The sequence below is a fragment of the Aurantivibrio plasticivorans genome (genome assembly GCF_055392955.1).
Genome location: NZ_AP036020.1, coordinates 3,909,748 through 3,931,901, shown reverse-complemented (window position 1 = coordinate 3,931,901; position 22,154 = coordinate 3,909,748). Strand labels below are relative to the sequence as shown.

At 45.3% G+C, this 22,154-nt stretch carries 26 protein-coding genes; 8 read left to right on the top strand and 18 right to left on the bottom strand.

Features of this window, described 5'->3' with window-relative positions; genetic code table 11:
• Positions 1-88: 88 nt before the first annotated feature.
• Entirely contained in the window at positions 89-940 is an 852-nt protein-coding gene (locus tag ACZ5NB_RS17690) for a LysR family transcriptional regulator (protein ID WP_460234027.1), read from the bottom strand.
• 139 nt (positions 941-1,079) lie between these two features.
• Here ACZ5NB_RS17690 and ACZ5NB_RS17685 point away from each other — a divergent pair, with 139 nt between their 5' ends.
• Both ACZ5NB_RS17685 and ACZ5NB_RS17680 read left to right on the top strand, forming a co-directional pair.
• The gene (locus ACZ5NB_RS17685; protein ID WP_460234025.1) at positions 1,080-1,784 is read left to right on the top strand and encodes an FMN-dependent NADH-azoreductase; all 705 of its coding nucleotides are present in this window, start codon (positions 1,080-1,082) and stop codon (positions 1,782-1,784) included.
• Positions 1,777-2,256, top strand: a complete 480-nt coding sequence (locus ACZ5NB_RS17680) for a nucleoside deaminase (protein ID WP_460234024.1) — start codon at positions 1,777-1,779, stop codon at positions 2,254-2,256. The genes ACZ5NB_RS17685 and ACZ5NB_RS17680 overlap by 8 nt, the downstream gene beginning before the upstream one ends.
• 156 nt (positions 2,257-2,412) lie before the next feature.
• On the opposite strand, the gene ACZ5NB_RS17675 is transcribed toward ACZ5NB_RS17680, so the two are convergent.
• The 14 genes from ACZ5NB_RS17675 to ACZ5NB_RS17610 all read right to left on the bottom strand — a co-directional run bounded on the left by ACZ5NB_RS17675 (position 2,413) and on the right by ACZ5NB_RS17610 (position 11,136).
• Positions 2,413-2,721: a hypothetical protein gene (locus ACZ5NB_RS17675; protein WP_460234023.1), complete on the bottom strand. Its 309-nt coding sequence runs from the start codon at positions 2,719-2,721 to the stop codon at positions 2,413-2,415.
• Positions 2,722-2,799: 78 nt separating this feature from the next.
• Positions 2,800-3,216, bottom strand: a complete 417-nt coding sequence (locus ACZ5NB_RS17670) for a hypothetical protein (protein WP_460234022.1) — start codon at positions 3,214-3,216, stop codon at positions 2,800-2,802.
• Positions 3,217-3,245: 29 nt separating this feature from the next.
• Positions 3,246-3,482, bottom strand: a complete 237-nt coding sequence (locus ACZ5NB_RS17665; RefSeq protein WP_460234021.1) for a DUF1059 domain-containing protein — start codon at positions 3,480-3,482, stop codon at positions 3,246-3,248.
• Between the two features lie 75 nt (positions 3,483-3,557).
• On the bottom strand, positions 3,558-4,001 hold the full coding sequence (locus tag ACZ5NB_RS17660; protein WP_460234020.1) for a DUF1330 domain-containing protein: 444 nt from the start codon (positions 3,999-4,001) through the stop codon (positions 3,558-3,560).
• A gap of 5 nt (positions 4,002-4,006) precedes the next feature.
• Positions 4,007-4,426: a MarR family winged helix-turn-helix transcriptional regulator gene (locus ACZ5NB_RS17655; RefSeq protein ID WP_460234019.1), complete on the bottom strand. Its 420-nt coding sequence runs from the start codon at positions 4,424-4,426 to the stop codon at positions 4,007-4,009.
• A 161-nt stretch (positions 4,427-4,587) separates the two neighbouring features.
• Positions 4,588-5,031 (bottom strand): SRPBCC domain-containing protein, encoded by a 444-nt coding sequence (locus ACZ5NB_RS17650; protein WP_460234017.1) that lies wholly within the window; start codon positions 5,029-5,031, stop codon positions 4,588-4,590.
• Between the two features lie 111 nt (positions 5,032-5,142).
• Positions 5,143-5,559 (bottom strand): hypothetical protein, encoded by a 417-nt coding sequence (locus ACZ5NB_RS17645; RefSeq protein WP_464107702.1) that lies wholly within the window; start codon positions 5,557-5,559, stop codon positions 5,143-5,145.
• Between the two features lie 63 nt (positions 5,560-5,622).
• Positions 5,623-6,099, bottom strand: coding sequence for a hypothetical protein (locus ACZ5NB_RS17640; protein ID WP_460234998.1), 477 nt, complete (start codon positions 6,097-6,099; stop codon positions 5,623-5,625).
• Between the two features lie 100 nt (positions 6,100-6,199).
• On the bottom strand, positions 6,200-6,661 hold the full coding sequence (locus ACZ5NB_RS17635) for a hypothetical protein (RefSeq protein WP_464107701.1): 462 nt from the start codon (positions 6,659-6,661) through the stop codon (positions 6,200-6,202).
• A gap of 113 nt (positions 6,662-6,774) precedes the next feature.
• Complete coding sequence (locus tag ACZ5NB_RS17630) at positions 6,775-7,011, bottom strand: hypothetical protein (protein WP_460233520.1); 237 nt, start codon at positions 7,009-7,011, stop codon at positions 6,775-6,777.
• 96 nt (positions 7,012-7,107) lie between these two features.
• Positions 7,108-7,434 carry a low molecular weight protein tyrosine phosphatase family protein gene (locus ACZ5NB_RS17625; RefSeq protein WP_460233519.1) on the bottom strand — a complete coding sequence of 109 codons (327 nt, stop codon included), beginning with the start codon at positions 7,432-7,434 and terminating at the stop codon, positions 7,108-7,110.
• 473 nt (positions 7,435-7,907) lie between these two features.
• Positions 7,908-8,216: a hypothetical protein gene (locus ACZ5NB_RS17620; RefSeq protein WP_460233518.1), complete on the bottom strand. Its 309-nt coding sequence runs from the start codon at positions 8,214-8,216 to the stop codon at positions 7,908-7,910.
• Positions 8,217-8,776: 560 nt separating this feature from the next.
• A complete protein-coding gene (locus tag ACZ5NB_RS17615; RefSeq protein WP_460233517.1) occupies positions 8,777-10,234 on the bottom strand; it encodes a serine hydrolase domain-containing protein in 1,458 nt (485 codons plus the stop codon).
• Positions 10,235-10,290: 56 nt separating this feature from the next.
• Entirely contained in the window at positions 10,291-11,136 is an 846-nt protein-coding gene (locus tag ACZ5NB_RS17610) for an alpha/beta fold hydrolase (protein ID WP_460233516.1), read from the bottom strand.
• A 258-nt stretch (positions 11,137-11,394) separates the two neighbouring features.
• Here ACZ5NB_RS17610 and ACZ5NB_RS17605 point away from each other — a divergent pair, with 258 nt between their 5' ends.
• Positions 11,395-12,231 (top strand): DUF6498-containing protein, encoded by an 837-nt coding sequence (locus ACZ5NB_RS17605; RefSeq protein ID WP_460233515.1) that lies wholly within the window; start codon positions 11,395-11,397, stop codon positions 12,229-12,231.
• 80 nt (positions 12,232-12,311) lie between these two features.
• On the opposite strand, the gene ACZ5NB_RS17600 is transcribed toward ACZ5NB_RS17605, so the two are convergent.
• Positions 12,312-13,616: a 3-hydroxyacyl-CoA dehydrogenase gene (locus ACZ5NB_RS17600; protein WP_460233514.1), complete on the bottom strand. Its 1,305-nt coding sequence runs from the start codon at positions 13,614-13,616 to the stop codon at positions 12,312-12,314.
• Positions 13,617-13,875: 259 nt separating this feature from the next.
• Here ACZ5NB_RS17600 and ACZ5NB_RS17595 point away from each other — a divergent pair, with 259 nt between their 5' ends.
• Both ACZ5NB_RS17595 and ACZ5NB_RS17590 read left to right on the top strand, forming a co-directional pair.
• The gene (locus tag ACZ5NB_RS17595) at positions 13,876-17,184 is read left to right on the top strand and encodes an acetyl-CoA carboxylase family protein (RefSeq protein WP_460233513.1); all 3,309 of its coding nucleotides are present in this window, start codon (positions 13,876-13,878) and stop codon (positions 17,182-17,184) included.
• A gap of 49 nt (positions 17,185-17,233) precedes the next feature.
• On the top strand, positions 17,234-18,028 hold the full coding sequence (locus ACZ5NB_RS17590; RefSeq protein WP_460233512.1) for an enoyl-CoA hydratase: 795 nt from the start codon (positions 17,234-17,236) through the stop codon (positions 18,026-18,028).
• Positions 18,029-18,101: 73 nt separating this feature from the next.
• On the opposite strand, the gene ACZ5NB_RS17585 is transcribed toward ACZ5NB_RS17590, so the two are convergent.
• Together ACZ5NB_RS17585 and ACZ5NB_RS17580 are read right to left on the bottom strand one after the other, a co-directional pair.
• The gene (locus tag ACZ5NB_RS17585; protein WP_460233511.1) at positions 18,102-18,797 is read right to left on the bottom strand and encodes a hypothetical protein; all 696 of its coding nucleotides are present in this window, start codon (positions 18,795-18,797) and stop codon (positions 18,102-18,104) included.
• A gap of 352 nt (positions 18,798-19,149) precedes the next feature.
• Positions 19,150-19,665: a hypothetical protein gene (locus ACZ5NB_RS17580; protein WP_460233510.1), complete on the bottom strand. Its 516-nt coding sequence runs from the start codon at positions 19,663-19,665 to the stop codon at positions 19,150-19,152.
• Positions 19,666-20,507: 842 nt separating this feature from the next.
• Between ACZ5NB_RS17580 and ACZ5NB_RS17575 the strand changes: the two genes are divergently transcribed.
• The 3 genes from ACZ5NB_RS17575 to ACZ5NB_RS17565 are packed head-to-tail and all read left to right on the top strand — an operon-like array spanning position 20,508 to position 22,128.
• Positions 20,508-21,479 (top strand): sigma 54-interacting transcriptional regulator, encoded by a 972-nt coding sequence (locus tag ACZ5NB_RS17575; RefSeq protein WP_460233509.1) that lies wholly within the window; start codon positions 20,508-20,510, stop codon positions 21,477-21,479.
• 9 nt (positions 21,480-21,488) lie between these two features.
• Positions 21,489-21,854 (top strand): hypothetical protein, encoded by a 366-nt coding sequence (locus ACZ5NB_RS17570; protein ID WP_460233508.1) that lies wholly within the window; start codon positions 21,489-21,491, stop codon positions 21,852-21,854.
• Positions 21,847-22,128, top strand: coding sequence for a hypothetical protein (locus ACZ5NB_RS17565; RefSeq protein ID WP_460233507.1), 282 nt, complete (start codon positions 21,847-21,849; stop codon positions 22,126-22,128). Before ACZ5NB_RS17570 ends, ACZ5NB_RS17565 begins: the two co-directional genes overlap by 8 nt.
• Positions 22,129-22,154 lie beyond the last annotated feature (26 nt).

Genomic DNA, 22,154 nt, shown 5'->3' with positions numbered 1-22,154 from the left:
CGTAGCAAGTAATTTATCCATGTGCTGCCACTTGTAATGCAGGTGTTTTGGCCTGAGAAGGCTCAGCTAGCTAGAATTCCCGCACGAATTATTGGTTCAATATCGCTTCGATCCAATTTAGAAATCTGACTGCACTTCTAGTTTCGAAGCTGTCCTTGTTTGGCACATAATAGCACAGGTCCGATTTGACCGATTGAGTTCCGAATTGCTGTAGAAGGTTTGCTTTTAACAGCCTTTTAGCAAGGGTCGTAGAGCAGAACACAAGCCCATTTTCTGCCATAGCCTGCTGGATTCCGAAAAGCTCTTGATCAAATTTTTTGAGTCTAATAGTAGACCCATCGAGCGCATTTTTTTCAAACCAAGCGGCTAAGGGAGGATCCGGTAACGATTTATTTTTCCACTCTGTCGTAAAAATTGTAATGGTTTCATTTGACCATGATGGAGCCATCACTCCATGAGCGCCAAATACATTAAAAGACTCAGATCTAATAACGTCAGAATCCTTAGCCAGCGAGATATCACCGAATCGAATTGGAATAATGTGGGATTGGCTATCGATGGATTCTCCGGTCGATATCTCCACAGAAATATCTGGGTTGGCTTGCTCAAATTCGTGTTGGGAGGGGATTACCACCATAGCGGCTAATGATGATGTCGTCGTCACCCTCACCGCACTGCTGGCCTTCATCACCTCTTCCAGAGCATTGTCAATTTTACGGAATCCGTCTGAGGTGGCTTGAGCCAATCTTGAACCTGTTTCGGTGAGTGATACTCTCCTTCCTTGCCGATGAAATAAACTTACATTTAGCCGATCTTCCAGGTTACCGATATGGTGTGAAATGGCAGTTGGCGTCAACGAAAGCTCCTCTGCAGCCAACTTAAAGCTTCCCAGACGGGCAGCCGACTCAAAGGCTTTTAGTGCCTGTAACGATACCTGCACACTTAATCTCCAAATTTACAACCAGATCATCGACATTATAGATGAATTTAGCTCATCTATAAGTGCGAATTCTTCGTTTGTCCCAGACTCTTCAGGCTCGCAAAATAGTGCATTCGATCAACCAGCCTAGGTAATGAACATGAGCACTATACTACACATAGACTCGAGCGTTAGAGCGGCAAAAAACCCGAATCCAGATCACGACTCCATATCGAAAAACATCGCTCTCCGGTTTATTGATATATGGAAACAGAATCGGCCTAAAGATGAGTATATCTATCGTGACGTTGGAGTGAATCCGCCTGATTTCATTACACAAGACTGGATTGGGGCGGTGTTTACCCCTGAGGAAAAGAGGACTCCTGCGCAGAGGGAGAGTCTGGCATTATCCGACAAGCTTATAGCTGAGGTAGCAAAAGCCGACGTTATTTTGATTTCCTCACCAATGTATAACTATGGCATGCCGGCTCAGCTAAAAGCCTGGTTCGACCAAATTGTGCGCATAGACAAAACGTTTGATTTCGATCTCTCACGAGGAGACTTCCCGTTACAACCTTTACTCTCAGGCAAGACATTAATCATCGTGACTTCCAGCGGCGAGTTTGGTTTTGAAAAAGGTGGAATAAGAGAAAAGTCTGGTCACTTAGCACCACACCTTCGGACGCTGAGTAAATATTTAGGGGTGGGCACAATGTATGAGATTGCCGCCGAGTACCAAGAATTTGGTGACGAGAGACACCGTATGTCAGTAGCCAACGCAAAAAATCAAGCCGAAAGGATTGCATCAGAACTGAGTATTTCATCCCTGGCGCCATCGTCAAAAAATGAGGTCACCAATGTGTGACCATATTATTGAAGAGCTTCTCATAAAGCGTGGAGAAAACGTTATTGATTTGGCTATTAGCAATGTCAAGGTAGGTGGCTTGCCGTTTGCAGCTATTATCGTTAATCAGAATGGAGAGGTTATCGGCGAAGGTGTAAATCAAGTTGCCGAGCATCTCGACTGTACCGCACACGCTGAAATCCAGGCGATAAGAGACGCTTCAAGGAATGAAAAAAAATATTCTTTAAAAGGAACGACATTATTTGCTTCAGGAGAGCCTTGCGCTCTTTGTTATACGGCAATCCGTATGGCAGAGATCATGAAAGTTATTATCGTATCGGATAGATATGAAGCGGCAAAATACGGGTTCGATTATCTATGGACTTACAAGTATTTCAATGCCAGCCTCTTTGATGAGCTCGAGGTTGTGACGCTAGAAAATGACAGGAAATTGCTTCCATTCCAGTTAGCCAAAATCAAATTGAATGGTTAAGGTTAGTGGTTGCCACATTTTATTTATTTCCAGTTTAGTGGATGTATAACAAAAAATAAAAATTCGGTTATTCGAAGTGCTTTATCCGTGGTTTACATTTGACGCCCGCAGCTGTGGCTGGCGCGTCTTTTGCGCCAGTTCGGCTGCCTGCGATTGTTAAAACTTATACTCTTCATTGAAGTCCAGGCCGCAATAAGGGCAAAAATTTAATTCTTTTTTTGGAGTAAAATAACTTTTCCTCTTTCGAAAAGCCATAAACTCAAATTCTTCGCCACATTTCGGACAGCTGACCATTTTTGATCCAGCATAAGCCGAAACAAGCATTACAGCTATTGAGCCAACGATCCCAAAAACAATAGAATCCAGGCTTATAGAAATAAGACATATTGGAAATACAAGCCATATCGAATAACCCCATATTGCTTGTTTGAGTAACTTCTTATCTAAATATTCTCTGACGGTCATGATTCGTTTTAACGCCGCCAGCAGGGGCACGAAAACCAGAGCGAAGCGGCGGTTTTTGTGTCCCTCTGGCTGGCTTTGTTATGCATTGGGATTTGACAACTTATTGAAGATAAAGCCAATTAAAATACCAAAAATTCCGAATTGCAAAAGCAAGTAGAAGCTTTCCATTGCTACGAAGCCTATGGGGTTTTGTACTATCTGCTTAGCCACGAAAGCCAGCACATGCGATGTCCAAAAGAAAGCGCCAATTAACAAAGAGTACTTTAAACCGCGAATAGGGCCATTACCTGAAAAGTTTACGAACGGATATAGAAAAGATAAGACAACGCCTTGAATAACAATAGTAGCGAAACCCAACAAGAAGCTTGGCTCGCCCTGAAAATAGCCAAATACCTTGTACTTTTCCTCAAATAACAGAATGTGCCACACTACAGCTAGTGGGAATGTTACAAGCGTATAGGCCAATGTACCTGCCAAGATTAGTTTGAAGTTCAAGGCAATCCCCTTCTATACATTGATAATCTTTAATTTTCAGGAAGTTCGTTGAACTCTATTCGCTTTGATTCGAACCATTTATTCATTTCTTCAGGATCATCCATAAGTTTTCGCATTTTTTCCATTGCTGACAAATGCGCTACATCTTGTTTTTTGTACATTTCCATTCCATGTTGCTTGCTCAACTCAGCCATCTCTTCAAACGTATCGGCATGAAATTCTGCTTCACATGCCCCACCCAATTGCTTGCAGTTCATGGTTTTCATAATTTCTCCTTATTTCGATATTGGTTGCATAACGCTTGGCTCTGGAGCTGCATGGACAGTAGTGTAATGCGGCCCCTAGCAGCCACTTGTTATGTTGTGACTCTTGTACGCTACGATTGGCAACAACCGAGAATCAAGAATGGCAGCGGTTCTATGACCTATTCCAACTGAGTATTCTGGATTGGAGGCGAAAGCAAAGAAACTTTCTACGGAGTTTTGCTTAACAAGCATAACCACATCCCATAGTTCATCGTCAGGACCTATGAAGTATTTTCCTCCATCTCCAAGAAACAGAAGCTCACCGCCACTCTCTATCAAATAAGGCATCGTGTGATCTATATATTTCTGAAAAGCCTCTCTACCAGATATTTTTGTCTCTGGTGACAGTTCAGGATTACTTGAATAATCAGCGAACTTCCTAAAACGCAGCATATTGAGCATTACCACTTCCCCAGTAATGTTACGCTTGAATAACGCTGCCCCAGTCTCTTGTGTTAGTTCGATGTAAGATTTGTCCATTATCTTTAAATTACCTTTGCGTACAGTTCCATTAATTTTTCTAGTTGGCTTTGACTCAAATTGGATGTTAGTTCACTTGCAATATGAGAAAAGCTTTCACGCGCCTCTTCGAATACACGTTTCCCCGTGGCTGAAAGTTTAACGAGACTCTGTCGGGAGTCTCGAGGATTTTTGGTCTTTTGAATGAATTTATTTTTTTCCATAGGTATTAGCAGTCGAGTGACACCAGAAGCGCTCATGCCTAATTGATCAGCCAACTCAATTCTTGAAAGCTCTTGGTGCAAATCGTTGCTCAAACAGTGCATAACGATAAACTCGGTTAGACTGATTCCATGAACGCTTAAACGATTCCCAGCTCTTTTCGATAGTTTCGATGCGAGCAGAGAGTTTTTGATAATAAATAATGAACTAATATTTTCGTCCAATATGAAAACACCTTCACATATACTTGATTATGCAAGTATATGTGAAGGTGTTTGAAAGTCAAGAATAGATTGAAGTGAAACATAACGCCGCCATAAGGGGCGGCGCGTCGTTTGCGCCGTCCCTGCCGCCGCCGTTTTTTGGCGGTGGCTTGATGCCTTTGTTATGCGCCACTTGCAGCCTCATTTAGAACTTTTGTAAGGCGGTCTATATTTTGTTCGTTCGCAGAACCTGCTCTCTCTTTTACAGCTTGTGCTGTTTGAGCGTTCTCAAAAACTTGATCCCAAGTAAGGAGTGTACCTTCATTGGTAGGACTAAGTTCAATTGTTAGTTTAAAGTTCGGTGGGCAATCATGATGAATAACTATTTTTGAATTCGGAACGAGGTTTTCGAAATAACTTTTATTGTCATAGCTATTTCCATCTGGCCCGTGCATGACAAACTGCCAACGCCCCCCTTCAGTAAACTCAAAAACATCGAATGTATTTGTAAATCCTTCAGGCCCCCACCATGATGCTAACTTCTCTGCTGAAGCAAAAGCATCATATATTTCTTCGGGAGAGAATGGCAAAGTCCTCGAAGTACTTAGAGTTCTATCTTCATACATGAATCTGACTCCTGGGCATGATGTTTAGTACCGCATAACGCCTCAGGTTGGGGCGCGACGCCAGGAGCGTCCCAGCCAACGGCGACAACCCTGATTTGTTAAATACCATTTTCATTTCCAATATAAAAAGAGTGCTATTAAACAAGGAAAAACAATCAGGCCTAGAGTAACGCCTTTAAGCATGTTAACTCTATACTCAACCCGCATATCGATAATTTCGTTTTCAGTAAACACGTGACCACAATGTAAGCACTCTTTTTCTTTGAGAGATATTTCCTTATTACAAACAGCACAATTGCCAATACCAAAAAACCTGAACACAAGGCCATTGGGATCAATGTACCTGCCTTGAAAATTTGGATCAGGATCAAAATAACCCTTGGTTGGGTTCCAACGATCGACCTCTTCGGCTGAGACTGTTGATGGGCATCCGCATCTAGAACAATTATTCAAACCAGCATTGTTTGTGTATTCACACGACTGACAATTCCACTCGTAATCTGGCATAGGTATATTTAACGCTGCCATAAAAGGCGCGACGAAAGGAGCGTCCTGGGCCGCGTTTTTTGCGGCCGATTTTTGATGGCCTTGTTAGAGTTTTTTGGCACCGTACTGCTCCATTAGCTGAATAAATTTTTCTTTTTCAGCGGGCGGATAGTAGAAGTAACCACCATTATAAGAAATACGAAAATGACCATAGCACGACATACAAGGCGTACTCTCACGAGGTGGAAATATTGGCCAAAGCCAGCCAAATACAATTACTTCCTTTGGCGAGACTTCTTGGAAGCTTTGAATATCTGCCCACTGAATATTTTTAGGCCCCCCAAGCCGCCGATTAAGCTTGATGCCTGCGTCTGAAAGAGTGATTGATAAGGCGCAAAAGGACATGAAAGCCAAATATAAGAAAATACCAGTGCAATAAGCTGCTGTAGTACTGCCTGATAATAAATAGATGACATAACTTGGAAAAACAAACAGGATGCCGACCAGAAGGGTGCCTACAACTATAAAAATGAAGAAATCATTTATATTTGATAGCGCCATTTTTGGCTCAATTTTGTTCATATAGTAACTCTAACGCCCAAGCCAGCCGCGAGCGAAACGAAGTGTAGCGAGTCGGGCCGCGCTTTTTGCGGCGGACTGGGCTTGCTTGTTAAGGTTTTTGCTACCAAGACAAAGGCCTTTTTCTACCGTATACAAAACTAATATCGACAATTTCAAACCTATCACCACTAGGATATAAGTGTATACTCAGCTCGCGCCCCTCAGCTAACGATAGTTTCTGAACCGGGATTAGGGGCGGCATCCCGTTATTGGAAAGCGGCATATATGCCATTCGTTCAATCTCGTATTTACCAATTTTGCCAAAATCCCGAGTATTCACCACGCATTTAGCGTAAAAATACTCAACATCATCAATATATTTGCTTTTTGGGGAAAGTAATTCGGCAAGCTGACGACACTCTCGATTATTTAGATTTTCCACAATTCGCTCTACAAATTCACGAATATTTCCCGACGCAGCTATTTGCTCATTTAGTGATTCGATTTCTTGTTCAACTTCTTTTGGTATCTGAGCAAGCGCTGAAACAGAAATTAATAACGCTAGTATTATTGCGAATCTCATTGTGTAACCTTAACGCTGAGCCAAGGGGCATGCGGCGCGAAGCAGAGCATGTCCCGCGGAGGGCGCGTTTTTTAGCGCCCGGAGTGACTTCGGCGACTTGTTGAATATTATTTTCATTGAATTTTCCCATTCAGAGCTAAAAGCCTAATTATTAGATTTTCACCGATTTCGGCAAATTGCTCTTTGGACAAACTCAAGCTAGAAATAGCATCGCGATCAAATGAAGCAGAAGTGAATAGAAACTCTTTATTCCAAGTTGAAGGATTCTCTCCATCTCGGCAACTGACATCATCAAACGTCAATTTTATCTCGCCACCTTCGTCCTCTATGTAAGCTACTACACCTTCCATTCTTTTAATCTCGTGTATATTTAACGCCTCAGGTTGGGGCGCGACGTCAGGAGCGTCCCAGCCAACGGCGACAACCCTGATTTGTTACGTGTAGCCTTACCGAAGCCTGACATGTTTAGAAACCTTATTTTCTAGCAACCGCACTAAAAAAGGGTCCATGCGATCGTAGTTGTCGGGTATGTCTAGGCAAATAAGGCGCTTACTTGCCAATAACTCTTTGAATTTTTTCTTAACTTTGTTGCGACGGGACTTTTCCATAACAAAAATGATATCGGCCCACTCAATAAGATCACCGCTGATAGGTGTTTCCGCATCTTTGTTGGTACCACAACCAATCGCGGCAATTCCATCATATGCTGAGAATACCTCTTCGCCTGTTGGGCTTCTTAATCTATTCTCGCTACAAACAAATAGTAAATTCATGCTCAGTACAAATTACACGTAACGCCGCAACCAGCGGCGAGCGAAACAACGTGTAGCGAGTCCACCACAAACCGCGCTTTTTGCGGTTTGTGGGCGCTGGGTTGCCTTGTTAAGCATTACTTTCATGTTCCTGCGTTTCGCGAAAATATAGGAAATACAATATTATTACCCATGCAAGCAAAAAGTAACTATAAGAGTTACTTTGAAGTGGATATACAGTAAACGATAATAGTAAATCCAATACTAATGAACTTAAAATTAGGTGCCTACTAATTTTATAGTTAAACAGAAATAGTACGGAACCAACCAAAAAGAACAATTTAACAATTACTGTGCCAATAAACCAAGGTAACTCCATTTTTTGGTGCCAATCAGACCAAAAACTGATATCGATAATATATAGAATACTCGCAACTGCGAAAAAAAAAGCCAGATATTTTTTATATTGCATGACTTTCATGGATGCTTAACGCTCACAGCTGTGGCGGCGCGTCTTTTGCGCCGTCCAGCTGCCTGTGCTTGTTAACACCCTTCGCTGGAAAATCAATGTCGTAGCTATCCCAACTTTTAAAATGATCACTCCAGCTAAGCGTATATTCGCCATTGTTTTTGGATACCCAATAGCCGATTCCTTTGCCCGGTGATTTATACAAGTTCACTTCGCAACCACTGGGACCAGCACTAATGTAGTTAGGGGATACTGAATTAAAGACTTTTGGAATTTCTGGATAGAAATATACACTTTCCTTACCTTTATCCATTAGCGCCTTACATTCACTCACTATCGTCTCGTATTCTCGCGCGCCATGAGCTTTTAGGAGAGCTCTCGCTTCTCGTATGCTATTTGCGGATCCGGAATCCCATACAACTCGAATTAAAACAATTGGCGCAGTTACTATAGCAAGCCCAATTACTAGACCTAATACTAATTCTTTTCTTGTGATTAGTTTCGAGACCATAGAGTGTTAACAGTTTTATTCTGCAGCCTTGTTCATTTATTTATTTGGCTGCGAAGTTTTTTCAGTGAAAATCATTAGACCGATTAATGCTCTTGAAATCAACAGCTTATAGTTGAAGATGAAATGCGCGCCAATAAATATGAGCGTGACGCTCATATAAGACGAACGGTTTTTCGGTTTGGTTATATAGAAACTTTCGTAATTTCAGAGAGTTAGAAATTCTGTCCCGGTGTAAAGTCGGTTTGGCTGCTGAAAAAGGGTGGTGTAGCGTTGATAGGGGTTATAAAAATACTGCAGTGTGTTGTTGTGATAGGTGGTTTGAGAATAAAAAGTGGGTGTATTGCGAGCGAGGGGTGATGGGCCTCGCTCGCATTGAATTGACGTTAGTCTTGCAATACGTCGAGTACGTCGGCCGTAAATTCGGTAATTTTAAAGCCAGCTCTTGGTTGGTCGTAACCGCGTCGTACAACGATGGTGTCTCGTGAAGGAATAATGACGGCATATTGCCCTTGTCCACCACCTGGGGTGTAGGCGTCTTCGGGTAAGCCGGATAAACCGCCGTACAGCCAAAATTGTAATCCGTAGCCACGTCCGCCCATATTGGGTTGCACTGGCCCTTTGCTCCTCACCTGTTGATGCCAGTCTTTCGGAAGAATCTGTTCGCCGTTCCATTGACCTTTGTTCATGTACAACAGACCAAATCGCGCAAAGTCGCGTGCCGTGCTATAGGTTTGCCCCGACATTAAAAAGTCACCGTTCCAATCGCTCGAGGGCGTTGTGCGCGTCATGCCAATTTTCCAAAAAAGCTCGGTAAAGGGCATCGCCCAAAAGGTTTGGTCGTTGTTTACTTTTTCGCGTACGGCCCTGACTGCAAGCATGGTGTCGGGTGGGTTATAGACAAATCGAGTGCCCGGTAATGTGTGCAGGAAGTTGGTCACCGCACGCCCTTCGACAGTAGCGCCATTTGCGTATATGTCCGCTTGTGGGCTGCCATTACCTTCACCGTATAGCCCGCTGCTCATACGCAATAGGTGTTCTAGTGTGATTTGGTGTCGTGGGTCCGCCGGGTTTTGCCAGGCTTGTAGAACGCCCTTTTTCTGAAGTTGTAAACCGTAATCTTTCACTGCGATACCGACTAAGGTTGAAGCAAAACTTTTGGCAGCGGAGTGTGTTTGCGCACCTTTGTGCATGTTGTAGCCGAGGTCGTATTGCTCGGCCACTATCTTACCTTTGTGAACCACGATGACGCCCCAGGTTTTGCCGGAGTAGGTGTTGCCGTCGAAGGCTTTGGCGACCAATGCATCGAGTGCCTGCTGCTGTTTATTGGGAAGTGATCCTCGCGCATTTTGATCGCCAGTCGGCCAGGGTTGATCATCTAAGTTGGGCGCTCGCAGTTTGCTGTTTATTTGCGGTAGCGAAGCCGCTGCACTTAACTCAGCTCCAACGGGCAGTTGCGTACAGCCGAGTACTGGCCGCCAGATCACATGGCGTGGTGGCATGTTGTCGGCGTATTGAATTGAGATTGTTTTATTTTTTTCGTCGATGTGGGTAGTAAACTTTTCTGCGTCGTCTTGTCGTAAAGGGCTGTAATTATCGATGTCTTGAATGGTTTGATTGGCATCCCAGAGGCCGCTGCACAGCGCAATGGCGCGTGTCGCGGCAGCTGAAGAAGCGAAATATAACGGGGTGTCTGGTCGGCCGCGACCGAGTCCGGATGCTTGCCTTCCAGACGCGGATTGCGCCGCTTCACCCGTTGTTCTGCTGATGCCTTCTTGGGCAATCGTGGCTATGGCTAAACAGCTAAGGAAAAATAGGCAGATAAGTTGCTGAATGGCTTTCATGTTCGCCTCTTATTAACGGTGGTGTTGGTGCTAATACACTAGGGTTTGTATACCGCTTATGGGTTGTGTGACGTAATGAATCGTACCAGTGCATCGCCAAATAGCGGATCGCGGGGTGCTTCAATGTGATTGCGCCCAGGAATCACAACGTAGGTGAAGTCCCGCAGCTCGCGCCACATACGATGTGTTTTCGCCAGTGGGAAATCATTACCGCCGTTGAGTGCCAATACAGGGAAGTCAATTTGAGTGAGGTCGACTTCAGGGTTGGGGTGGGGGGCGCCTTTCGGTGCACCTCGCGGTACGCCGTCTGCGCCGGCGCTAAGGTCGATACGAGGAGGGCGCGTGCTGCGGCCGTTGTCTGGATCTTGCGGTGTTTTGCCATGCCATTCCGGCGTTTCTTTAATACCAATCCCCATAACTGAGGCGGTGATGAAACGCTCTGGCGCAATATCAAGTAGCCCCGATGTCGTGGCTCCTCCCATGGAGTATCCACCAATATGGGCTTTCTCTATTTTCAAGTAGTCCATAAAGTCCACAATGTCTTGAATCATGGTACCGGTGCTGCCTTCTGGGCTTGGGCCTGTGTCACCGTGGCCGCGCATGTCGATGGCGATGACGCGGTTAGTTTTTGCAAGTTTTTGTGCAATACCGGGGTTAAACCAGTTTTGAATGGCGGATGATGTCAGGCCGTGGATAAGGATGACGGGTGTTCCTTCGCCCTGTTCGACATAATGGAACTTTGTTCCGTCGCTACCCGTCCATGTGTGATCTGTCCAGGTTTTCTCAGGTTTAACTCGTTCGGGGAGTGGCGCAATTTCTCGTGCCATCGTTTGTGCAACGTTGCCAAAGGTAATGACAATTATCAGCGCTAGGCAGGCGGTTTTAACGTGAGTCGCTATCATTATTATTCTCCGCATTTTGAATGGGTTATTGCAAATAGTTTGTGGTGCAAATCAATTGATGTCGAGTATAAAGCGAGTATTCCTAAATAGCATGTTGTGTGTTGTCAGGAAATTGTTAAGAAACGCAGTGTGGGTGACTTGAGCAGTGTGCCTGTATAGTAAAGGTCTCGATAATAAAACATTGAATGCAGGGAGCGATTTTCTTAGTCTGTGGGATGAAGTTTTAGGTGTTAGCAATTGGGGTTGTGGGGAGAGTAGATGAACGTGTTGCTTGCGCAATTAGAGCGCTATTTTATTGTTGATATCACCGCATTTTTGTTGGGTTTGGGATGTGCTTGGGGGCTCAGCTGGACAACGACGGATTTGGTGTGGAGTTTATGGTTGAGTAGTTTGGTGGTGGGTTACTTAACTATCGTCAGTATTATCGCTAGCGGTGTGTATATCGGTTGGCGTGTGATGGGGCATCCAGAGTTCCCGAGCGATAAGCGAGGGCTTGCACTGGGTATTGGTGGTTTTGCGGGTATTTTCTTTCTGGGCTTTTTTACCCTGCATTTTTGTGGCTTTCACGCCGGTCATGCGACCTTTCTTGCGAGCTTTTTTCCGTTGGATGGGGTTGAGAGTAACACCTTTGGACGCGCATTTATGAATCCCGTCTTACTGTGGAATATTGCGCTCACCCAGCTGCTGCCATTGTTTGGTGTATTTTTAATTCCTGTGGTATTCGCAGAGCGTTACGCTCTATTTGGCCCCCTCAACAAAGCACGGCGCTTGGCTGAAAAGATTCAACAAGATGAGCCATTGTCGGCTGAACATATACTGTCACGCGTCAAAGTGTCTCCCGCACCTGGTCGTCATCAAAGCAAACGTGCGATGTTAGGTAGGCAAAAATCAAAAAATAGTGCCTTCAACGATGTGTTTATCGGCCCTTATAAAAATGTCATCCGCATGCATGTTTTAATATTTGTGTTTGCGGGGCTGAGTTATTTTGAGCTGGAGTCGTTCGGCGTATTTGCGCTGGTTTATGCCGTTTACTTTTTTCCTTGGCGAGTATTACGAAAAAACCAGCAGCAATCTATTGATAATGTTGAGGTATAGATAGGGCAGATATAGATAGGGTCGATATAAAAAAGGCGCTTTGTTTTAAAAGCGCCTTTTTACTTGGATCGAGAAAAAATTTATTTAGAGGATGCCGTTTTTAAACCGCCGAGATCAAGCTCTAAGAAAGAGCCGCCTTCTGCGGCAAGTTTTTTCAAGGTTTCTGCCGGTGCAAACATTGGGTCTTCCGCACCGAGTTCTTCCATTTTCGCTAACACCGCTTTGGCGCCAACAACATCACCCCAATACATTGGGCCGCCTTTGTCGCGTGGCCATCCGTAACCATTTAACCAAACGATATCGATATCTGATGGACGAATCGCTTTGTTCTCTTCGAGAATTTTGACGCCTTCGTTAATCATCGGGTAGATACAGGTTTCGATAATATCTTGTTCGGACATCTCTTGCGGCTCAGCACCGAGCATATCTTTAATGACTTTTTCGGTGACAGGCGATGGAATCGCTTTGCGGTTTTCATCGTAGTCATACCAACCGGCTTTGGTTTTCTGTCCACGGCGATCCATTTCGCAGAGTGCGTCACGAATAGGCAAATGGGTTTTCGCGCCTTTTTGCCAACCAATATCAAGACCGGCCAGGTCAGACATTTGATAAGGGCCCATGCGGAATCCGAACGCATTAATGGCTGCATCCACATCCCAAGGCATCGCGCCTTTTTCTAATAATTTGTTGGCCTGTGCTTGGCGCATGCGCAAGATGCGATTGCCCACAAAGCCTGGAGTCACGCCAACCAAAACGGCAATTTTGCTGATTTTCTTGGCGAGATCCATTGATGTAGCCACGACGTCATCTTGCGTGTGGTCAGCGCGAACGATTTCGAGCAATTTCATGACGTTGGCTGGCGAGAAAAAGTGAAGGCCGATAACATCTTCAGGGCGCTTGGTGACGGAGGCAATCTCATCAATGTTTAGTGCCGAGGTGTTTGTCGCCAAAATAGCGCCTGGCTTCATGATGGCGTCGAGTTCGGTGAAGATAGTCTTTTTCAAGTCCATGTTTTCGAACACTGCTTCGATCACCAAGTCGCAATCCGCAAGATCACCTTTGTCCAAAGTGCCTTTGAAGCGGTTCATACGAATGTCGACTTCTTCGGGTGGGAAGCGGCCTTTATCGGCACTGCGCTGATAGTTGGCGCGTACCACACCTAAACCACGGTCCAGCGCTTCTTGTTGAGTCTCAACAATCACCACCTCATAGCCGGCTGTGGCGAAGTTCATGGCGATACCGCCGCCCATAGTACCAGCACCGATAATGCCGACTTTGCTAATAGGGCGAATTTGAATGTCGGCCGCAAGACCGGGCACGTCCCACGCGTCGGTGGAAGCTTGGTTAACGTAAGCTGCAACAGCTTCGGGTGATGGTTGAGTCATAGAATTAGTCCGAATTGGGTGTTAAAGCAAGAATTTACTAGGTTTTTAAGAGGGGTGAGACGTTACCACAATTGGCTATTTGACGGAATAACGACCTGTAAATGTAGATTTGATAGTCGTCAAATTGTAGGCATTTAGAATCCCGTCGTTGACTGTTAGACTCACCTATTACAATTCTATAAAGCTACAGCTTAACTTAATAAAATTGATTTATAGTCTTATATAAGAATTCAAGTTAGCTGCTATTCGAGGGCGTATTATGTCTAACGAGCAAATAGGCTCTGAGACTTTGACCATAAAAAAACTACTCATCGCCAACCGTGGTGAAATCGCGATTCGTATCGCGCGCACGGCGGCGGACATGAACATCAAAACGGTGGCGATTTTCTCGCGTGACGATGCGACAAACTTACACGTCAAGCGTGCTGATGAATCTTACGCGTTGCCGGGTAGTGGTGCGCGTGCCTATTTAGATATGGAGGCGGTGATCGCTGCCGCTAAATCGACGGGTGCAGATGCGATTCACCCTGGCTACGGGTTTCTTTCAGAGAATGCTGAGTTTGCGCAGCGTGTGGAAGACGCCGGATTAATTTTCGTCGGCCCAACGCCGCAAGCTTTGTCCTTGCTTGGCGATAAAATTGCTGCCAAGCAGCGCGCAGAAGAATTAGGTGTGCCAACCATCCCTGGTACTAGTGAAAATACATCACGAGCTCAAGCTGAAACATTTTTTTCAAGTTTGCCAGCCGGTGCTAGCATGGTAATTAAAGCCGTTGCTGGTGGCGGTGGTCGCGGCATGCGAGTCGTCAATCAACTCGATGATGTAGCGGATGCGTGGCAGCGTTGCCGCTCAGAAGCAGAAGCTGCTTTTGGTGTGGCGGATGTGTATGTTGAACGCTTTTTACCAGCGGTTCGACATATCGAAGTGCAAATTTTGGGAGATGGTCAAGGTGCTTGTATAAATTTCGCTGAGCGTGAATGCACCTTGCAGCGACGACACCAGAAACTTATTGAAATTGCACCAAGTCCTTCGCTAACCGATATTCAGCGTAAAGCACTGGTGGATTATGCTGAAAAAATTGCTAACGGCGTCGGCTATCGTTCGCTAGGCACATTCGAGTTTTTGTTAGCGACTGATAGCGAAAAAGACAATCTGTTTTTTATTGAAGCCAATCCGCGTATCCAAGTTGAGCATACGGTAACGGAAGAAATATTTGATACCGACCTGGTGCGTTGTCAGCTTGCTATTGCGAATGGTAAAGCCTTGGCCGGTCTCTCTCTTCCAGCAATGCCGAAAGGTTATGCTATCCAATCTCGCATTAATATGGAACGTATGGATGGGAGCGCTAACGCGTCACCAACCTGTGGAACGATTTCGATTTATGAACCGCCAACTGGTGCGTCTGTTCGTGTAGATGGGTTTGCGTATTCCGGATATCAAACATCCGCTAGTTTCGACGGCTTGCTCGCGAAAATTATTGTATCTACCGATGTCGATGAATTTTCGACTGCTGTTGCCAAAGCCGCGCGCGCCTTAAGTGAAACGCGTATTGTCGGTTTGGAAACGAATCTCACCTGGTTGCGTGCCTTGTTGTCGCATGTCGATGTTATTAACAACAATGTGTCGACCGGTTTTATTGAAGCAAATGCTGAAGCGCTTTATCAGAGTGCGCAATTATTTGTCGATGAAGAACTCAATACGAATAATCCACAACAAGCTCATCAGGCTGTATTCATTCCTGAAGGGTTAAATGCGGTTGTCGCACCCATGCAGTCAACGGTGGTGTCCTTTAGTGTTCAAATCGGTGATGAGGTAGCCATTGGTCAAGAGCTGGCAATTCTCGAAGCGATGAAGATGGAACATGTTGTTGTTGCGACAACGGCCGGTAAGGTTGTCGATATTATAGCGAGTGTGGGCGAAACGTTAATGGAATCACAGGCGTTTATCGTCGTTGACCCTAGTGACGTTGAGCAGAGTGTGAATGGCGAACTCAGTGATATTGACCTCGATAGAATTCGTGATGACCTACGTGAAGTAGAAGAGCGCCGAGCCTTTGGGCTTGATGAAAATCGGCCAGAGGCAGTGGCAAAACGTCACGCTAAAGGAAAGCAAACCGCGCGCGAAAATCTTGCTCAAATGTGCGACCCCGACTCATTCATCGAATACGGCGAGTTTGCCATTGCAGCCCAGCGTCAGCGTCGCTCGCTAGAAGATCTTATAAAAAATACCAGTGGCGATGGTATTTTAACGGGGCTAGGTTCCATCAACGGTGATTTGTTTGATGAAACGTTATCACGCTGCGCGTTTGCGTTGGGGGATTACATGGTGTTGGCCGGAACGCAAGGTCAGCGTCATCATCGAAAGTTAGATCGACTGTTTCATACCGCTGAGGACTGGAATATTCCGGTCGTTATTTTCGGGGAGGGCGGGGGTGGCCGTCCTGGTGATACGGAGCGCATTACGCATGCCGGTATTTCGAACGGCACCTTTACTTCCTTCGCTAATTTAAGTGGCAAGGTGCCACTAGTGGGTGTTGTTTCTGGCCGTTGCTTTGCGGGCAACGCGGCGTTTCTTGGTTGCTGTGATGTCATCATTGGTGACGAAAGTGCCAACATAGGAATGGCCGGCCCCGCGATGATCGAAGGCGGTGGTTTGGGCGTCTATCCGCCGGAAGCGATTGGTCCGATCGATGAGCAGTGCAAGAATGGTGTGATCGACATACGCGTCAAAGACGAAAAAGAAGCCTGCGAAGTGGTGAAAAAATACCTGTCGTACTTTCAGGGAGCCATTAAAGATTGGCAGGCACCCGATCAGCGAAATCTGCGTCATGTGATCCCTGAAAATCGTTTGCGAGTGTATGAAATTCGCGATGTGATCGACAATCTTGCTGATATTGATTCAGTCTTAGAAATTCGCAAAGAGTTTGGTGTGGGTGTCGTCACTGCGTTTATCCGTATCGAAGGTAAACCGTTTGGCGTTATTGCCAATAATCCAAAACATTTAGGCGGCGCGATTGATGCTGATGCCGCCGATAAGCTCGCCCGCTTTATTCAATTGTGCGATGGCTTTGATATTCCTTTGCTATCGCTTTGCGACTGTCCTGGATTTATGGTGGGGCCCGAAGCCGAGAAAACTGCGTTGGTACGACACGTCTCGCGCGTTTATGTGACGGCGCGTTCCATCACTGTACCGATGTTCGGCGTGGTATTGCGCAAATGCTATGGCCTGGGTGCGATGGCAATGCTCGGCGGCGGTACCCTGGACAATTTCTTCACAGTGTCTTGGCCTACGGGTGAATTTGGGCCGATGGGACTGGAAGGCGCAGTGCGTTTAGGTTTTCGAAAAGAGTTGGATGCAATTGATGACCCCGAAGAGCAAAAAGCATTGTTCGATAAGTTGCTCAATGAAATGTATGAGCAAGGTAAGGCGATGGCCGTTGCGTCTTCTCTTGAGGTGGATGCTGTAATCGATCCCATTGATACTCGCAAAACTATTCTAGCGGGTTTGCGGTCAGCGCAACTCCGTCCGCCACTGTCCGGGCGAAAGCGCCCTTGTATAGATTCTTGGTAGTAGCCAGTCTAATTAAATAAATAAATAAATAAACACATTGGAGAGAGCGATGAGTAACGAATTGTTAGTAGAAAATAAAGATGGCTTGCTGGTGCTGACGATGAACCGCCCCGAGCGACGAAATGCATTAAGCCCAGCACTTTTAGAAAATATGGTGAGCACATTAGCCGCAGCGGCCGATGATCCGAATGTGCGTGCGGTTATGTTAACGGGTGCAGGTGGGCATTTTTGTGCCGGTGGTGATGTCAAGGCAATGAACGAGGGCGCTGGACAAGATTTGCCTTACGGAAATCGACACTACAGTTTGCGTGATCGTATGAACGCATCACGTTTGTTACATCAGATGCCTAAACCCACGATTGCAGCAATCGACGGTGCTGTGGCAGGTGCCGGATTGTCTATGGCGTTAGCGTGTGATTTTCGTGTTTGCTCGACTTCATCAAAAATCACCACAGCGTTTGCCAAAGTAGGTTTGTCCGGAGATTTTGGTGGCAGCTATTTTCTAACGTCTATTGTAGGATCAGCGAAGGCACGTGAACTGTATTTTCTTTCTCCGGTATTAACTGGCGAAGAAGCCTTGGCGATCGGGTTAGTGAATCGCGCTGTTGAACCAGACCAAGTACAAGGGGTCGCACGTGAATTGGCTGAGCAGCTTGCAAACGGTCCCACATTCACCCTGGCTAGAATAAAGCAAAATATTAATCTTGCTGTGAGTGGTGCTAATCTCGCGGATTGTTTTGACCAAGAAGCCAAACACCACATGCAATGTACGTTAACAGAGGATCACAAAGAAGCCGCCGCCGCATTTGTTGAAAAGCGCGCGCCAGTTTTTAAAGGGAAGTGATTTTTTAGCAACACAATATTGTAAAAAAATAGGCCCAAGTAAGGGCCTATTTGAATGATGAACACCAATAGTACTAGCAGCCACCTACCTTGCGAGTTGCGCGTAACCAATTTACCGGCTCATTAAAATAAAACGAGATCGCTGATTCGTCATCATCTTGATGATGTGACTCTGACAACCTTGCCGTTAATGTGTAGATATGATTGGCGTAAATTTTAAAATCTCCAACCTTATGGTGTTCTACGTAGTTGCTTTCCTGGTAGTCGACAACAATGTTATTGGTTGTGATATCGACTAATTTCGCTTGAACAAACCCTTGTATTCCGCGAACTTGAAAGATCATGTAAGCGGTCGTGTTACTGTCCGAACGAAAACGCCATTGAAGAGCGCCTTTTGCGACATGTTTTGGATCTTGGTTTGGGTTCCAAGTTTGTTGACTTGGTGTTGATGGGCTGCCTGGGAAATAAAACTCAGCAATAGTGAATAAATCGAATCCGAAGCTTGAAATATCAGCCGTAGAATTCGCATAAGTGACCACTTCATCAGACGGGGACGACCCGTCTTTAGCCGTGAGTCGGCTATTAGCATCGCGATCAAAATTTAATAGAGGGCCAGAATACGTTGTCTGCTGAGTTAAATTGCCTCCTTCGATGAGCGGTAGCTTTAAACTCGACTTTAAACATAAATGATCCTGGTTAACCGCAATATTTGGAATAGCGTGGCATACTGAAGTGGAGAGGATAAGTAGCGGTATGGCAAAGTATTTCATTTCAAAACTCCTTTTTGAATAAATGATTAGTTGACTAACTAAAGATACTTTTGCACTCAAAGATGGCGAACATGAAGATGCTATAGTTGAACGCCCTTCATCCATAAACGAGCGCAGGCGGTAGGGTATTACGGTTCTCGACAAAATGCCACGATTTGCGAAAGTAAGATTTATACGAATTAAGCATATACGGCAGATGTCACGCGGGGATTCTTGGTGGGTGGCTTTGTTAGAGGTGGAAATGATTGGGGAAGAAAACACTTGGTGAAAGCAACTACTAAAGCCACAGTAATAGCAGCCAAATAAAAAAGGGTGCCTTGAAGGGCACCCTTTTATCTAAATCTGTGTCTGCTTAGTGAAGCTTTGGCTGATAATTTAAAAACAGAATCAAATTCTCAACCGTCGTGACCTTACCGTAATATGGGCTACGTTTAGGGCGAGAAAGTGATCGACCTGTTGCTTGAGCAGCTTCCTCGATCAAATCAACGTCATCATCAAGGTGCAAGTCTTTATGTAACTTGTCAGACAGTTGTAGCGGTACTTCGTGCTCGCAGGGAATATGTTGTTGGAGTAAGTCATAGACCTTACGGACGATGTCTTCTTCAACGCCTTTTGCCGCAAGCGCTCGTTGGAGATCGTCTACACCTAAATCATGTCGGATATCACGCAAGGCTTTAAGATCACCTTCAACATCTGGCGCACGAAGGCGACGCCAAAAGAAAACGCATGTTCCGGAGACAAGCAGTACGCTGGTTAGTAGCGGTTGAAAAACAACCAACAACAAAATCGCTGCGACGATGCTCCACGTAACTACATCAAAGGAAAATCCAGCTACAAACGCCTCTGGTGCTCTTGTTGCTTTCTTCATAAATCACCCTATTTTATTGCGCCCAGCTAATCAGTTTGAGGACATTTAGCTACGGAGGCACTTCCTTATGCAGGGCTTATTTTTGGATTCACAGTATTAATGATAGTCATAATTCAGGAAAAAGTGTAAGAAAAGCGTGACAAAAGTCTCACTTTTCATTGCTTTACAGAGATTTTAGGGTGGTTTGCGGGGGAGTTAGCACTTTTGTCGGCTCAGTCATCAGACGATACGAAGGGGTAATACCTGAGTAAATTACTTTGGTTATTAAAAGGGCTTTTCTATATCACTAATAGCAATTTAAATTCGATTTGTAGGCGCTGTCCAGTAGCCTTATTCTGGCACGCGATTCGTTATTGGTGAATTAAAAGAGTAATTCTTAGACCTAATGGTATGCGGTCTCGGTGGACTGAATGGTTTACCTAGAAAAGCTGTCTGTCGTTATACGACTTTTCAAGCTAACCGAGAGAGGTGTAGCTTGTTTCAAATCGTAGTGGATCTGCTTTGATTTTCCCATGAATGAAGTGCCGCTCAACCTGGGAGGTACGGTCGATATCATCCTTCAACGTAAAACTACCGGTCAGCAACGGCCTACCACAATCGATCCTGCTTTGGTTAATGAGACACGCTATCTCCTCCTATCTATTCAATAAGATCTTTTGCATTGGCATATTGACGTGGGAATTGCCAGCCTGTCATCAGCCTCTTTTTCGATAAAAATATTTAACGGTTTAGTGATTAAGGCACAGGATTTGATTACCGCTAAACAAGAGAAGATTAAATTGAGTGTGTGAAAATAATTTAACACATTGGTTTTTTGACCTTGAAGGAAAAGTGGTACGAAGATGACTTCCGATGAAATTCTTCCAGGAGTAATTGGTCGCAGTGAGGCAGTGCAATCGCTGGCAAAAAAGCTTGAAAAAATTGCGACCGCAGATAGACCCATATTTTTAAATGGGCCGACGGGTTCAGGTAAAGAGCTTTTCGCGCGCGCGATACATGAGCTTAGTGGTCGAAAAGGGCCTTTTGTGGCCGTTAATTGTGGTGCAATTCCTGAAACGCTTTTCGAGTCATTGCTGTTTGGTCATGAGCGCGGCGCATTTACAGGCGCCGATAAAGCGCAAGATGGTTTTTTAGCTGAGGCCGCCGGTGGAACCTTGTTTTTGGATGAAATTGCCGAACTGCCGCTACTTCAACAAACGAAACTACTGCGCGTGCTAGAAACCGGCTGCTATCAGCGGATTGGTGCACAAAAGGAGCAAAAATACACCGGTAGAACATTGGTCGCAACGCATGCAGACTTGCGGCAAAGAATTGAGGAAAAAGCGTTTCGTGAAGACCTATTTTATAGAATCAATACATTTGAAGTATCAATTCCTCCTCTTGAGGCGAGGCGCGAAGATATACCACTTTTGGCGAGCGCATTCGCTCAATCAGTTCCGGGGATAACGTTGAGCGAATGCGCTTTGCGTTATCTTCAGCGGGCCAGTTGGCCGGGTAACGTGAGACAACTGAAAAGCACGGTCGATCGAATATGTATATTGGCAGATGACTCATATATTACGGCAAGCGCTATAGAAGCGATGCAAGAATGCCAGTTCGACGAAAAGCCATTAGAAAACGTGGCTAAAACAGCAATAGCTTTAGCGACTGGAGATAAGATTCGTGCGATGGTTGATGCGCTTGTGAATGAGGCGTTGGCGACCTCAAAAGGGAATAAAACTAAGGCGGCAGAAATGTTAGGTGTTCATAGAAAAGTTATAGAGCGGCGTTGCCAGCGTCAGTCAGAAGTTAGCCCATCGTTAGAGTTGTCTTAAGGGGGCCACATGTTTAGCCGCTGGAAATCTATCAAAAATACTGAGTCGCAAACGAATCCCGACGATGAGCCAGCGGAGGAAAATCAAGAAAGCCGTGCAGTGGCTGAGCTGCAACGACAGCAGGATGTGCGAATGAAGGCGCTTGTGGATGACCTGATTGATAGACAAAACAAAGTGTTGGATCAGCTTCAGCGACGAGCATCAATGCAACAAACGACTTCGTCAGTGGGGGGAGTTGGATTGAAAGACCAAGCTACAGTTTTTGCTGGGGTAGACGCCCAAAATCTAATACTAGAGCGAATGCAATTGGCTGAGAAAAATATAAGAGCCGTGCAAAATGAATGCACTTCGAGCGGAGATAGCGAAGATGGTTAAGGGGTGCAACGTATTTGAAGCAACTATCGATGAGGAGGGAGAGTATGTATGCTTAGGTGATCCCGTGAAGGTCCAGCAGGATGATATTGATGTACCTCAGCATGCTGAACAACTCCGCGATGATCGAGAGAGTGATAGATTGATGACTAATAGCCTTTTTATGGAAAACTATTTGAGGAATGTGCGTGGAGAACAGCATGAACTACTTCGGCAATCACAAAAGGGCTTGTTAGATCTTCAAAAGGAAATACTAAGAAACATTCGCAGAACCTAGTACGTTTTGTCTAACATATCTGCTCT